A 13,982-nucleotide genomic window follows, 5' to 3' on the forward strand; every position below is an offset into this window, starting at 1 on the left:
GTGGGTCTGTTCCGGTTCAGCTCAGCAAGGCGTCCGCGATGTCTCTGACGGTGCGCACGGGCGTGATCGCCGCGGCGTCGAGCGGATCGAAGTCGGCCGTGGTGTACGAGCCGGACCCGTGCACCACGACGTCGTGGCCGTCGGGGACCAGCCCGCGGTCGATCGCGTTGAGCACACCGGTGAACGCCATCACCGTCGACCACTCGCGCAGGTCGCGGAAGTCGGCCGGGAGCGGACGCGCGGAGCCGGCGAGCCACGAGCGCAGCACCGGGTACCGGGTGATGCACTCGGCGAGCGAGACGACGATCCCGTCGCCGCCGTGCCGGGCGATGATCTCGTTCATGGCCGTCGACGTCACCGGCCGGTGCGTGTAGAACGTCGGGTCGAGCACCTCGTCGGGCGTGTACGTGACCGCCGGGAAGTGCGGGTCGTCGCCGTCGCGCCGGAACAACAGGGAGTCCTCGTCGACGCGGTACGACGGCACGTTCGCGCGGTCGAAGTCGCCGTGGCACAGGTTGAGCACCATGTCGGGCGTGCCGAGGTGCTGCACCAGCAGGCTGCCGGGCCGGGTGTCCGGGTCGGCGCGCCCGGTCTCCTCCAGGATCTTCCGGCCCGTGTGGTAGCCGAGCAACCCGAACGCGCTGGAGACCGCGTGGGCGTGCCAGCGCGGGCGCGGCGCGGCGTCGGTCGGGTCGACGCGCTGCTCGAAGAACGCCCGCGCGGTGTCGGCGACGAGGTAGTTGCGCAGTTCGAGGGAGTACCAGACGTTCACGCCGGCGAGCTTGTCGGCGTACGTGTCGACGAACTCCCGGCCGAGCGGCTTGACCGCCTCCGGTTCGTCACCGGTGTAGAGCAGCAACGGGTTCAGCGCGCGCAACTGCGGGTCCTCGGCGAGCCGGCTCTGTCGCAGCTTGCCGCGGCACGACGCGGGCGCCAGCGTCACGATGCGCAACTGGTCGGGGCGCACCAGCCCGGCGGTGACCGCGCGCAGCACGGCGTCGCGCAGCCCGGTGCCCTTGTTCGCCGACGTCGGCGAGAAGATCATGATCGACTCGCCGGTGCGGCGGATGTACTCCACGGCCCGCGCGACGATCAGCAATGACGGAAACGTCTTGGTGGTACGGGTTCCCGGGTTGTTCGTGAGGTCGAGCAGGGTGAGTTGGTGTCCACTGTAGACGGTGGTCGGTCGCCACGAGGCCGTCGCGACGTCGAGGTACTCGCGCACGTCGTCGCCCGGCTCGGGCAGCATGAAGCCGGGCGAGAAGGCCTTCGGGTCGCGGTTCGGGGTCGGGTCGTCGACACAGGCGGCGATCGCGCGCGGCAGTTCGTCGTAGAAGTCGAGGAGCAGGTTCGCGGTGGCGGGATCGGTTGCCGGTGGCGTGGTCGACGCCGCGGCGAAGCTCGACATGACGGGTTCTCCCTTTCTCGCTGGGCCCGTGCGGGTGGCAGGCCCGATGCCGCGGCGCGCCGGTTCGGGCGCCGCTTTGCGGAGTCGTTCGCGCACTTCGGTCAGTTGGGCCGCGACCCGCAGCACGCCGCCGACCGCGAATCCGTCGGCCACGTCGGGCAGGTGCGGACGCAGGGCGGCGGCGGCCGGGTCGCCGAACGTCACCCGGTCGCCGTCGACGACCACGCCGTCGGCCGCCGACCAGCGTTGGTTGAGCTCCACCGCCCGTGCCTCGGTCAGGCCCGGCGGCAGCCGCAGGGCGACACCGAGCCGGCCGATCCGCACCGGGTAGCCACCGGGCCGGCCGGCCGGGCCGGGAAGGTTGGTCAGCACCTCGTCGCCGTCGAGCAGGCCGCGCAGCAGCAGGGCGGCCGCGTGGCCGGTCACCTCGTTGAGCTCCGGCCGGGCGACCGCGCGCTGCGCGGCGAGCAGCGTGCCGACGCCGGCCACCGGTGCGCCGTCGCGCCAGGCGAGCGCCTCGTCCGCCGGCCGGGCCGGCGCGTGCAGGTGCAGGTGGTGGCCGAGCACGTGCAGCTCGTCGGGGCGGCGCAGCCGCAGCGCGGTCTGCAGCGAGGCGGCGAGGATGGCGACGTTGCCGATGCCGGCAAGGACCGGCACGCCGAGCGCGGCGAGCACGGGGTTCACGGCGTCGGGGAAGCAGGCGTTGAGAAACCAGGCGTCCGGCCGCGCCCGGTGCAGCGCACGGCCGACGGCGATCGCCAGGTCGGCGTGCAGCGGCAGGGTCACCCCGAAGCCCGCGCGGTCGAGCAGGCTCGTCCAGGCGGACGGCGCGCCCCACCGCTCCCACGGCGACTGGGTGGACGCGCACAGCAGCGCACCGTCGGGCCGGAGGTCGGTGAGCGCACCGGTGAGCGCCGCCGGGTCGGCGAGATCGACCACGACGGGCGTGAACCGGACGGGCGCGCCGGACAGCGCGGCGCGGGCCTGCGCCACGAAACAGATGTCGCGCACGGCACCCGCGGACCGGGCGACCACGGCGACATCCGTCGGCCGCCGCACGACAACGGCGAGACTGCGGCAGACGGATCGCGCGAGCGAGCCGCTACCGGCGAGGACGAGCGTCGGCACGGTCAACGACGCGGGTCGCCCGGCGCGTTCGGTGTTGTCGACAGTGTTCTCGAGAGTGCGGTTGAACAACGCACCACAGAAGCCACCTCCCCCGCGGAAGTCGACCACGTCTGCACCGACGCGCCCGACATAGGCTCGGGCCGATGTTAACGGAGCCACCCGCCGCACAGAAGAGCGGCGAAGATCAATGTCCTCCCCGTGCGACATCATCGGCACCGGCGGTCAATTTGGCTGCGGCCACAACGATCCGTCCCCACCTGCGCGGGTGCACCGACAGGGCCGTGAAGCCGACCACCACACCGATCGACACAAATGGATTTCAATGAATTTCTTCTGTGAACATCACGTTTCCGGACGATCACGCCCCGGCTCGCCCCGACCGGCACAGGTCGCAGTGCGGCGTCCCGGGGTCGTCGAGATGCGAGCGCACCAGCGCCGCCTGCGGCGCCCCGAGCTCGGCGAAGATCGTCAGCGCCGCGCGCCACGCCGACCGGTCCCCCGTCGCGTGCGCGATGCCGTCGAGCGCCAGCGCCTCCTGCATCCGGAACCGGCCGGCCCGGGCGAGGTCGCGCGCGAGCCGGAACGGCGCCTCGGCCGGCGCGCCGATCCGCAGCGACGTCTCGCCGATGCCGAGCAGGATCCCGCGTTCGGCGGCGGTGCTGCCGGCGCCCCGGGCCATGGCCAGCGCGCGCTCGTGGTACTCCAGCGCCGACGAGGACCGGCCGAGCCGGCCCTCGGTGAGGCCGAGGTTGTTCAGGCACAGCGCCGTGACCCGGGAGAGGTCGTGGTCGATGGTCAGCGCGCGCCGCAGGTATCCGGCCGCCTCCGCGTCGCGGTGGGCGAGATGGGCGAGCATGCCGAGGCTGGTGAGGGCCGCCGCCCGCGCGCCCGGGTCGGAGGCCGTCGCGAGGACGGTGCGGAACTGGTCCATCCCCTCGGTGAACCGGCCCATCCACATGTCCCGGGTGCCGAGCCCGAGCCGCAGCAGCACCGCACCGGCCGGATCGGCGTACCGCAGCGCGTGCTCGTGCGTCCGGAGCCAGTCGGCGAAGTGGCCGCGGTGCTCGAAGTACACGCGTAGCACCTGGGCCAGCCGCCAGTCCGGCACCGTGCCGGCGAGCGCCACCAGCGCCGGCCGTTCCGCGTCGAGCCAGCCGAGCGCCGCGTCGAGGTCACCGTCCACGGCCGCGATCGACGCGGTGGCGGCCGTAGCCGCCGCCAGGTAGTAGTCGTGCAACCGGTCCCGGGCACGAGCGACCTCGCCGGAGGCGCCGGAAGCGAGCGTGCGGGCGTACTCGCGGAGCAGATCATGGAACGAGTACCGGCCGGCCGCCGGCTGCGTCAGCATGTGCAGGTCCACCAGCGACTCCAGCAGCGGCTCCGCGCGCGACGGCGGCAGGCCGGCGAGCGCGGCGGCCGACGCGACGTCGAAGTCCGCGCCGGGATGGTGCCCCAGTAACCGGAACAGCCGGTGCCGCGGCGCGTCGAGGCACGCGGCCGACAGCGCGAACGCCGGCCCCACCCCACGGTCGTCGACGCTCAGCTCCCCCAGCCGTTCGCGCTCCAGCCGCCGCGACAGGTCCGCGACCGTCCACATCGGACGGTGGACCAGCCGGGCACCGGCGACCCGGATCGCCAGCGGCAGGTACCCGCACCGGTCGACCACGCGGCGGGCCGCCAGCGGATCGGCGTGCACCCGGTCGCGGCCGACGATCGTCGCGAACAGCGTCAGCGCGTCGGTCGGCGGGAGGACGTCGAGCGACAGCACGGTGGCGCCGTCGACCACGCCGAGCCGCCGCCGGCTGGTCACGATGGCCCGGCAGCCCGGCGTGCCGGGCAGCAACGGCCGCACCTGCCGCGCGCTGGCCGCGTTGTCGAGCACCACGAGCACCCGCCGGCCGGCGAGTTCGGCGCGCCACCGGGCGGTGCGGGCGGCGAGGCCGTCCGGGATGTCGTCGGGCCGCACGCCGACCATGCGCAGCAACAGTTCCAGCGCCGTCTCCGGTTCGAGCGGACGCCCGCCCGGCGTGTGCGCGTGCAGGTCGCAGAACAGCTGACCGTCCGGATAGTCGCCGGCCAACCGGTGCGCGGCGTGCACGGCGAGCGCGGTCTTCCCGACCCCGGCCATCCCGTCGATCGCGGTGATGACGACGGCGCCGGGCGCGGCACGGAGGCGGTCGAGGTCCGCGGCCCGGCCGCGGAAGTCGGGCACATCGTGGGGCAACGTGGTCGCGGCCGCGCGGCGCTGCGGCGTGGATATCTGATGACGCGCGGCAGGCGGCCGGTTCTCCGCTAGGAGCAGCCTCCGGTGGGCCTCGGCGAGTTCCGGGCCGGGGTCGACGCCGAGTTCGTCGGCCAGCAGGGTACGGGCGCGCGCGAACAGCGTCAGCGCGTCCGCCCGGCGTCCGCTCCGATCCAGCGCGATCATCAGCCGGACGCTGAGCGTCTCCCGCAGCGGATTCTCCCGCACCGCCGCGGTGAGCCCGGCCACCGCGGCGCCCGCGTCCCCCGCCGCGAGCCGCAGGTCGGCGAGCCGCTCGACGGCCGTGAACCGGTGCTCGTCGAGCACCGCGGCCCCCGCCCGCACCACGCGGCTGTCGACGTCGGCGAGCGCCGGGCCGCGCCAGAGCGCGAGCGCCGCCGCGAGATCGTCGGTGGTGCCGGCCGCGGCGAGCGCGGCGAACCGGTCGGCGTCGAACTCGGCGGGATGGACGCGGTAGCCGGCGCCGTCGGTCTCGATCGCCCCCGGCAACCGCCGCCGCAGGTCGGCCACCACCTTGTGCACCTGGTGCTTCGCCGTCGCCGGCGCCGCACCGTCCCACGCCGCACCGATCAACGAGTCGACGGTGACCAGGCGCCCGGCGTCGAGCAGGAGCGCGGCGAGCACCTTCGCCGGTTGTCGCCCGCCGATCGCCACCCGACCGTCCGAGCTCCAGACCTCCAGCGGACCGAGGACCCGAAACTCCACACCACCGAACCTAGGACCACCGGTATGCCCGCTGCCGCCACGTGCCGGATTTCGCGCCCGACATGCCGTCGAACCGCTGAAGAACCGCAACCACCGTCGATGTAACCGGATCCCGCCGTCACGAGTCGAGAGCGTCCTTCGCGACCTGGATGAGGTGCCGGGACGCCGGCCGGTCGAGGGCGATCGTCAGCAGGTAGGCGAAAATCTCCGCGTAGGTGCCGGTCCGCGTGTCGCCCTCCTCCCAGACGCCGCCGGTGAGCGTGTCGATATAGACGACCGCCGGGTCCTCGCTGAACTGCAGGAGGGTGAACGCGTGCAGGGGCATCACCGCGCCGCCCGCGAACGTGAGGATCTGCAGGTCGACGTGCTGTCGATCGATGGCGTCGAGCAGGTGGGCGAGCTGCTCCCGGGCGACCTCCGCGCCACCGATGCGGCGCCGGAGGACGGCCTCGTCGAGGACGAGGGAGAACCGGGGGCGGTCGGCCTCGCGGAGGATCTGCTGGCGCCGGGCGCGTACCTGGATCCTGGCCTCGATGACCTCCGGCGATGGGGCGGGCACCGCCAGGTTGAACAGTGCCCGCATGTATCCCGGACTCTGCAGCAGCCCCGGGATCACCCGGTCCTCGAACGTGGAGATCGCGGCCGCGTCGGTCTCCAGGCCGACGTAGCGGGCGAACGTGCTCGACACGTCGCTGTAGTCGCTCCACCAGCCGCGTTGGCGCCCCGCGTTCGCCAACTGCTCGAACGACGCGATGCGGGCGGGGTCGGTCACCCCGTAGACGCCGAGCAGGTCTCTGAGCTCGCGCAGCCGCAGCGCCGCCTGCCCGGACTCGATCCGGCTCAGCCATGACGCCGAGCGTTCGACGGCCGCCCCCGCGTCTTCGCCGTTCAGGCCGGCCTGTTCGCGCAGTGATCTCAGGAGCCGACCGAGCCGACGCCGCTGAGCGGTCGGACTGCCACGTGTCACCGTGCCCGCTCCCACCTGGCCTGAGGGCCGCTCGTCGTAGGTGCGCAAATGCCAAGCTGCACGCCCATATTGCAATTGCGAAACTGCTCTTGCCACACTAGTGACAACAGCCGGAGGAGACAACGATCAATCCGGCCACGCCCTGGGGGGACACCATGCTGCGATCGTCGATCCGTCCACGAGTTGATCGGTTGAGACCGCGGGCCGACGTGGTGATGCTTACCGCGCTCGATGTCGAGTACCAGGCGGTGGAGCGGTTCGTCGCGGTCGAACGGGCGCACCGCCATCCTGAGGGAACGCTCTTCGAGACCGGCCGGATCCCGGGAACGCACAACACGGTGGCGCTCACGCGCACCGGGCCGGGCAACACGACGGCCGCACTGATCGCAGAACGGGCGATCGTCATGTTCCGGCCCAAGGCCCTGCTGTTCGTGGGGATCGCCGGCGCGCTGAAACGCGAGGTCCGGCTCGGTGACATCGTGGTGAGCAGCAAGGTCTACGCGTTCCACGGCGGCAAGGTCGAGGGCCGTGAGTTCCTGCCCCGCCCGCAGGTCTGGCAGGCGCCGCACATGCTCGAACAACTGGCCGGCCACGTCTACCGATCGGGAACCTGGGAGAAACTGATCGACGAGGTGGTACCGCCGGCCGTGCACTTCAAGCCGATCGCCGGCGGCGAGGTCGTCGTCAACACGCGCCTCGGTTCGGTCGCCGAGCACCTGCGCTTCAACTACAGCGACGCGGTCGCCGTCGACATGGAGAGCGTCGGCGTCGCCTGCGCCGGGTACCTGAACAGTTCCCTTCCGGTACTGAGCATCAGGGGCATCAGCGACCTGGCCGACGGCGCCAAGGCCGTCACCGAAGACGCGGGCTGGCCGGCGGTCGCCGCCCGGAATGCCGCGGCCTTCGCCGTGTCACTGGCGGCGGCGTTCCTCTCGCAGACCCTGACCCGAAGCGGCGGGTGACGAACCGCGATCCGTCACCCGCCGGCCCGGGCTCACCGGTCGAACTCGCCGGCCACGACTCCCGCCACGAAGGTCCGCCACTGGTCGTACGTCAGGTCGAGCTCCACGTGCGGCGTGGTCGTCCCGCGCACGGAAACGCGGTCGGGCTCGGCGGCCATCTGCAGACACAGATCGGCGCCGTTCGTACATTTACTGCTTTGTATCCATGGTCGAGGCGAAACAGATGACTCAATGACCATCGGAATGCCCTCTCTCACTTGTTCGGAAGGCCCGGCGGGCCCGCAGATGGAGGCTCGGACGGAGGTCCCGACCGGCCACGGGGGTCGTCGGTGTCGGTGAGGCCCGGGATGCTCAGCCTGTCGCCGGAGCCCGATCCGTCACCGCCGTTCTCGATCGTCTGCACGAAGTCGTGGTCCACCAGGAGGCAGGCGGCAGGCTCGGCCCCCGTCGCCTCCACGACGAACACCGGCCATCCGTTGATCGCGACGTTCAGGTCCTTGTGATCCCGGGGGGCGACCACGACCTCGCCAGTCGTCGATCCGGTGGTCGGTGCGTCGCGCGAGGCCCGCCCGGCGAACCGCCACGTGCACGACGCGTTGCCCATGGACACGAGGCGGGCCGTGAACTCCGTTCCCTCCGGCGCCATGAACTCCAGGCGGCGCCACTCGTCGGTCGGCGACGGCGGCAGCCCCAGGTAACGGGGGCCGTGTGATCCGAGCGGATCCGTGGCGCCGGTGGGTGGTGCGGCCGGGGCGCTCGGGCTCGACGACGGCGACGACGCCGTGCGGTCGGGAGCGGTCGGGGTGGTCGCCTGGCCGCGACCGATCGGTGCGGTCGGCGCAGGCGAGACCGGTTGCCCCTGCACCTGTTGGACCGGCGACAGTTCAAGCGTCGTCGGGCTCGCCACCGGCGCCTGTTCCAGCTTCGTCGCCGCCGACGGTGAGCCGTTGCCGCTGCCCGGCCACAGCGAGACACCCATGAGAGCGACGGCGATCACCGACGCGGCGGCAAGCAACTGTCCGCGAAAGCGGAAGATGCCTCTGTAACGCGGCTTCCGCGGAGCGCGTTCCTCGACGACCGGGCGCCACCGGCACTCGGCGACCCGCTCGAAGTTCGACAGTTCGAGCTCGTCGATGTCGTGCTCGGCGTCGGGAACCTCGCAGAGTTCGGCGACCCGGAAGAACCGGATCGCCGGCCCGTAGTGCTTCCGCTCGAACCACACGTGGCCGCGCCGATGGGCATCGAATCCCAGCCGGGCCAGTTCGACCTCGGCACTGAGTTCTGCCGCCCGGTCGGTACTCAGGTCGACGACGTCGTTGTCGGTTCTCATCGCGCGTCACCTCTCGGGCCGGTACTCGGCGGACCCGCATTGTTCTTCAGCTTCGCGTTGGCTTTTCTCCGCATCGTTCTCACCAGGTTCTTTCTCGGCGATTCCAGGGGGTTCTTCGTCGGCTGCGATCCGATCCCGCCGTCGCCCGGCGGATCCGTGGCATCGGCGATCTCCGCGTTGGTGAACCGGTGCATGCAGCGTTCGGGCTCACACGTACAGAATTTGCTCGGCAGGCCGAGCAGGTAGACCTCGATCACTTCGTCGGGCAGGATCGCCAGGGCCGCCGCCAGGTCGTCATTCCTGTGCTCCACGCGGGCCAGCGCCCGCTCCTTCAGCTCCTCGACGGCCTGTGCCGGGTCGGAGAAGCTGGCGCGCCACTCCCGGTACCGCGCGATCAGCAGGCCACGGGCGATGTGGTAGATCGCCTTGCGTTCGTCGTCGGCGGCCGGCGACCGGGGCCGGCATTCCTCGTTGTGAACGGTCCATGTGTGTTGCGCGTGATGGTCCCTGAATACGTTCCTGACCAGCTCCTCCGGATCTTCGCAACATGCCGGCGACCGGCGGATGTCCTGACGAAGCTCGGAACCGTACGCCTCGTCGAGATCGCGCAGCGCCTTCTCTTTCTTTTCCCTATCGCCCATCAGGGTCCTTCTGCTTCAGCGCGCACAGCGAAAGCCGCAGATACATGTCGGGGTGCCGGCACGATGGACGACAGCAGCCATTTCTCATCCGAGATCTGGCCGCTTCGTGGGAAGTTCCATCAACCAGGAATGTCGGGAGTGGGCACCGAGGTCCTGTCGCCGCGAGAAACATTACAACAAAGTCCGACTGCCGCATCGCGACACGCCGTCCTCAGGGTTCGACCCTGAGGACGGCTACGGGTACGCCCCGGCCGGAAACCAGTGATCGGGTCACCCCACAAGCCGACGAGACCGGGCCGTCCGCAGCCGAGGATCGACTGTGAAAACACACAGACGACAGCTGGAGGACCACGGTGACGGTCACGGTGCCCACGCGGGCAAGCACGGGGCACGGCTCGCAGGTAGCGGCCCGCGCCGACGGCGTGTGGAAGGTGTACGGGAGCGGCGAGGCGCAGGTGGTCGCGCTGCGGGGGGTCAACGTCGAGCTGGAGCGGAGCCGGTACACCGCGATCATGGGGCCGTCGGGTTCCGGCAAGTCGACGCTGATGCACTGCCTCGCCGGGCTCGACACGGTGACCCGGGGCGACGTCTACATCGGCGCCACGAAGGTGACCGGGCTGAAGGACAAGGCTCTCACGAGGCTGCGCCGCCAGCAGGTCGGCTTCATCTTCCAGCAGTTCAACCTGCTGCCGACGCTCAGCGCGGAGGAGAACATCCTGCTGCCGCTGTCGATCGCCGGCCGCAAGCCGGACCAGGCGTGGTTCGACACGGTCATCGAGACCGTCGGGCTGCGGGACCGGCTCCGGCACCGTCCCTCGCAGCTGTCGGGCGGCCAGCAGCAGCGCGTCGCGTGCGCCCGGGCGCTGGTCTCGCGTCCCGAAGTGATCTTCGCGGACGAGCCCACCGGCAACCTGGACTCGCGGTCCGGCGCCGAGGTGCTCGGCTTCCTCCGCGACTCGGTGCGGTCGTTCGGACAGACCATCGTGATGGTGACCCACGACCCGGTCGCGGCCTCCTACGCCGACCGCGTGATCTTCCTGGCCGACGGCGCGGTGGTCAGCGAGCTGCACGCCCCGACCGCCGACGGCGTCCTCGACATGATGAAGCGCCTCGACACCTCCGCCGCCGACATCGTCGGCGCGCGGGACGCGACCGGCGCGGAGGGCTGACGGTCATGATCTGGGCAACCCTCAAGAGCCTGCTCTCCAGAAAACTGCGCCTGGTCCTCTCCGGCCTGGCCGTGGTGCTGGGGGTGATGTTCGTGTCGGGCGCGTTCGTGCTCACCGACACGCTGCAACGGTCGTTCGACAGTCTGTTCGCCGACGTCTACTCCAACACCAATGTGCAGGTGAACCAGAAGTCGAAGCTCGGCGAGGCCTACGACGGCGAGGACGGCGCCGGCGACGGCATCGCGCCCGACGTCGTCACCAAGGTCGCCGCCGTCAGCGGCGTGGCATCCGCGCGGGGCGACGTCGGCTCCGACGGCGCACGCATGATCGGCCCGAACGGCAAGGTCGTCACCACCTGGGGACCGCCCCGGCTGGGCAGCAACTGGACCGGCGAGGACGGCCTGACGAAGCTGCGCGACGGCCGGGGACCGCAGAACGCCGATGAGATCGTCATCAACGGGACGCTCGCGAAGGAGACCGGCTACAAGGTCGGCCAGCAGGCGTCGGTGCTGACGCTGCAGCCCAAGCGCACGTTCACCATCGTCGGCATCGCGGAGTACTCCGGTGGCCGCGACAGCCTGGGCGGCGAACTGCAGATCTACTTCCACGAGTCGGTCGCGGCGGAGCTGATGCTCGGCAAGCCGAACGTCTTCAGCAGCATCGACGTCAAGGTCGCGCCCGGCAGCAGCGACGAGACCGTCCGCGACAACGTCCGCGCCGCGCTGGGCGGCGACTACGACGTGAAGACCGGCAAGCAGCTCACCGCCGACGCGAACAAGGAGTCCAAGGAAGGGCTCGGCTTCTTCAACAACATCCTGCTCGGTTTCGCCGGCGTGGCCCTGTTCGTCGGCACCTTCCTGATCCTCAACACGTTCTCGATCATCGTCGCCCAGCGCACCCGGGAACTGGCGCTGATGCGGGCGATCGGCGCGAGTCGCCGCCAGATGATCACCTCGGTGATGGTGGAGGCGCTGGCGGTCGGGCTGCTCGCGTCGATCATCGGCCTCGCCGCCGGCATCGGCGCGGGCGCGGGTCTTGCGAAGCTGTTCAGCTCGCTGGGCAGCGACTCGCTGCGCATCGAGAGCATCGGGGTGCCGCCCGCGGCGATCATCGCCTCGTTCGTCGTGGGCATGCTGGTGACGCTGGTGGCGGCGTTGCTGCCGGCGGTGCGCGCGTCGCGGATCGCCCCGGTGGCGGCGATGCAGGAGGCGGCGACCCCCGACCGTCCGCTCACGAAGATCACGATCGTCGGCGCCGTCGTCGGCGCGATCGGCGGGACGCTGCTCGGCCTCGGCCTGAACAACGGCACGTTGATGCTGATCCTCGGCGGCGTGCTGATCAGCTTCATCGGGGTGGCGCTGCTGACCCCGATGCTGGCCCGGCCGGTGGTGGCCGTCATCGGGCGGCTGTTCTCCTGGTCGGTGCCGGGCAAGCTGGGCCGGCTCAACTCCGGCCGCAACCCGCGCCGCACGGCGATCACCGCGGCGGCGCTGATGGTCGGCATCGCGCTGATCACGGGCGTCAACACGATCCTGGCGTCGGCCGACAAGAGCCTGCACGGCTTCGCCGAGAAGCAGGTCAAGGCCGACCTGTTCGTCTCCGGCGACCAGATGTCCGAGCGGCCGCCGACGTTCGACCCGGCCGTGGTCGACAAGATCGACGCGCTTCCCGGCGTGTCCTCGGTGTCGGCCGAGTACTGGGACGCCGCGCAGGTCAACGGCGACGACCGGGGCGTCGTCGCGGTCACCGACCTCGGCGCGATGGCCAACATGGTCGGCATGAAGCCGGCGTCCGGCAGCCTCGGCAAGCTCGGCCCGGAACAGGCCGTGATCGACGAGGAGAACGCCAAGGAACAGGGCCTGACGGTCGGGTCGACGGTGCCGGCGCAGTTCGCCCGCGGCGGCCCGCACACGCTGACGATCGTGGGCATCTACGCCAAGAACGAGGTCATGCGCGGCTACATCCTGTCGCCGTCGGTGATCCCGGACATGCGGATCCCGCAGCCGTCGATGGCCTACCTGACCGTCGCCGACGGCACCCCGATCGGTGACGTGCGCAAGCAGGTCGACGCGCTGCTGGTCGACAGCCCGGAGGTCAGCGTCGCCAGCACCGAGGAGTTCGTCGACGGCCAGGTGGCACAGTTCGACACGGTGCTGCTCATGGTGCAGATCCTGCTCGCGCTGGCGGTGCTCATCGCGGTGCTCGGCATCGTCAACACGCTGGCCCTGTCGGTGCTGGAACGCACCCGGGAACTGGGCCTGCTGCGGGCGATCGGCCTGGGCCGGGCACAGACGATGCGGATGGTCACTGTCGAGGCCGTGGTGATCTCGGTGTTCGGCGCGCTGCTCGGCGTCGCGGTCGGCACCGGTCTCGGCGCCGCGGTGGTCAAGGCGCTGGCGGACGACGGGATCAAGGAGTTCGCCCTGCCGTGGTCGGCGATGGGGACCTACCTGGCGCTCGGCGCCGTGATCGGCGTGATCGCGGCGGTGGCACCGGCCATCCGCGCTGCCCGCACCAACGTCCTGACGGCAATCGCGTACGAGTAGCAGTCATCCAGGTGGGGGCGTCCGGTTCGGGCGCCCCCACTCCGTCGTGAGGTGGTCGTGGATCAGCCCGTTCGACAGCAGGCACCCGTTGACCGGACCGTCGTAGCGCTGGTCGGCGCCCGCCCGGTCGGTGACCGTGCCCCCGGCCTCGGCGACGAGCAGGGCGATCGCGGCAACGTCCCACGGCGACCGGCTCCCGTCGAGGACGGCGTCCCACGCGCCCTCGGCCACCTTGCAGCCGGAGAACACCGACGGCCACGGGTACCGGTACGGCACCAGGTCGCCGTCGGTGGTGATGCGCACCAGCCCGTCGCCGTGCAGCCCGCCCGCCACCGGAACCGCGCCGGCGCCGCCCACCGTGGCCGGCGCGTCCACCGTCCCGTCGCGATCCGACACGGCCAGCCGCGTTCCGTCGCGGAACGCGCCCCCACGCAACGTCGCCCGGTACGTCTCCCGGGTGGACGGGTTGTGCGCGACCGCGACCACCGGACGCCCGTCGACGACCAGCGCGATCGACACCATGAACACCGGGATGCCGAGGATCAGCTGGCGGGTGCCGTCGATCGGGTCGATCACCCAGGTCCGGTCGCCCGCGGCGGCGTGGCTGGCCTCCTCCCCGATCACCGCGTCGCCGGGAAAGCGGTCCCTGACCTCCGCGACGAACCGGTCGTTGAGCACCCGGTCGACGGTGGTGATCGGGGTCGCGTCGGCTTTCACGTCGACGTCGAAGCCACCCGCGACGAGGTCGCGGACCGTGCTGCCGGCCCGGTCGGCGAAGTCGAGGGCGAAGGAGAGGTCTGAACTCAACACATGACGATCATGCTCACACCGGGGACCGGCGACCACCGGGAACCCAGGAGTTC

Annotated in this window: 10 protein-coding genes; 3 read left to right on the forward strand and 7 right to left on the reverse strand. The window is 71.3% G+C overall.

Annotation, left to right across the window (positions count from 1 at the left end):
- Positions 1–16: 16 nt before the first annotated feature.
- The 3 genes from Vau01_RS53490 to Vau01_RS53500 form a co-directional block, all read right to left on the reverse strand.
- On the reverse strand, positions 17–2,605 hold the full coding sequence (locus Vau01_RS53490; RefSeq protein WP_204009307.1) for a DUF6002 family protein: 2,589 nt from the start codon (positions 2,603–2,605) through the stop codon (positions 17–19).
- Between the two features lie 289 nt (positions 2,606–2,894).
- Entirely contained in the window at positions 2,895–5,504 is a 2,610-nt protein-coding gene (locus tag Vau01_RS53495) for an AfsR/SARP family transcriptional regulator (protein ID WP_204009308.1), read from the reverse strand.
- A gap of 118 nt (positions 5,505–5,622) precedes the next feature.
- Positions 5,623–6,471, reverse strand: a complete 849-nt coding sequence (locus tag Vau01_RS53500; protein WP_204009309.1) for a DUF5753 domain-containing protein — start codon at positions 6,469–6,471, stop codon at positions 5,623–5,625.
- 191 nt (positions 6,472–6,662) lie between these two features.
- On the opposite strand from Vau01_RS53500, the gene Vau01_RS53505 reads away from it, so the two are divergent.
- Complete coding sequence (locus Vau01_RS53505; RefSeq protein WP_204009310.1) at positions 6,663–7,433, forward strand: 5'-methylthioadenosine/S-adenosylhomocysteine nucleosidase; 771 nt, start codon at positions 6,663–6,665, stop codon at positions 7,431–7,433.
- A gap of 32 nt (positions 7,434–7,465) precedes the next feature.
- Here the strand turns inward: Vau01_RS53505 and Vau01_RS64885 are convergent, their stop codons facing one another.
- The 3 genes from Vau01_RS64885 to Vau01_RS53520 are packed head-to-tail and all read right to left on the reverse strand — an operon-like array spanning position 7,466 to position 9,404.
- Positions 7,466–7,672 (reverse strand): DUF397 domain-containing protein, encoded by a 207-nt coding sequence (locus Vau01_RS64885; protein ID WP_204009312.1) that lies wholly within the window; start codon positions 7,670–7,672, stop codon positions 7,466–7,468.
- A 14-nt stretch (positions 7,673–7,686) separates the two neighbouring features.
- Positions 7,687–8,763, reverse strand: coding sequence for a hypothetical protein (locus tag Vau01_RS53515; RefSeq protein WP_204009314.1), 1,077 nt, complete (start codon positions 8,761–8,763; stop codon positions 7,687–7,689).
- Positions 8,760–9,404, reverse strand: a complete 645-nt coding sequence (locus tag Vau01_RS53520) for an RNA polymerase sigma factor (RefSeq protein WP_204009315.1) — start codon at positions 9,402–9,404, stop codon at positions 8,760–8,762. The genes Vau01_RS53515 and Vau01_RS53520 overlap by 4 nt, the downstream gene beginning before the upstream one ends.
- Positions 9,405–9,757: 353 nt before the next feature.
- Between Vau01_RS53520 and Vau01_RS53525 the strand changes: the two genes are divergently transcribed.
- Both Vau01_RS53525 and Vau01_RS53530 read left to right on the forward strand, forming a co-directional pair.
- Positions 9,758–10,573, forward strand: coding sequence for an ABC transporter ATP-binding protein (locus Vau01_RS53525; protein ID WP_239152729.1), 816 nt, complete (start codon positions 9,758–9,760; stop codon positions 10,571–10,573).
- Positions 10,574–10,578: 5 nt separating this feature from the next.
- Complete coding sequence (locus tag Vau01_RS53530) at positions 10,579–13,119, forward strand: ABC transporter permease (protein ID WP_204009317.1); 2,541 nt, start codon at positions 10,579–10,581, stop codon at positions 13,117–13,119.
- A gap of 3 nt (positions 13,120–13,122) precedes the next feature.
- On the opposite strand, the gene Vau01_RS53535 is transcribed toward Vau01_RS53530, so the two are convergent.
- On the reverse strand, positions 13,123–13,926 hold the full coding sequence (locus Vau01_RS53535) for an inositol monophosphatase family protein (protein WP_204009319.1): 804 nt from the start codon (positions 13,924–13,926) through the stop codon (positions 13,123–13,125).
- Positions 13,927–13,982: the final 56 nt, after the last annotated feature.

The sequence above is a fragment of the Virgisporangium aurantiacum genome, assembly GCF_016863635.1.
Classification (GTDB): Bacteria; Actinomycetota; Actinomycetes; order Mycobacteriales; family Micromonosporaceae; genus Virgisporangium; species Virgisporangium aurantiacum.

Excerpts from the sequence above, each read along its gene's own strand:
- Vau01_RS53515 (WP_204009314.1), bottom strand. The coding sequence starts at position 8,763 with ATGAGAACCGACAACGACGTCGTCGACCTGAGTACCGACCGGGCGGCA.
- Vau01_RS64885 (WP_204009312.1), bottom strand. The coding sequence starts at position 7,672 with ATGGTCATTGAGTCATCTGTTTCGCCTCGACCATGGATACAAAGCAGT.
- Vau01_RS53530 (WP_204009317.1), top strand. The coding sequence starts at position 10,579 with ATGATCTGGGCAACCCTCAAGAGCCTGCTCTCCAGAAAACTGCGCCTG.
- Vau01_RS53520 (WP_204009315.1), bottom strand. The coding sequence starts at position 9,404 with ATGGGCGATAGGGAAAAGAAAGAGAAGGCGCTGCGCGATCTCGACGAG.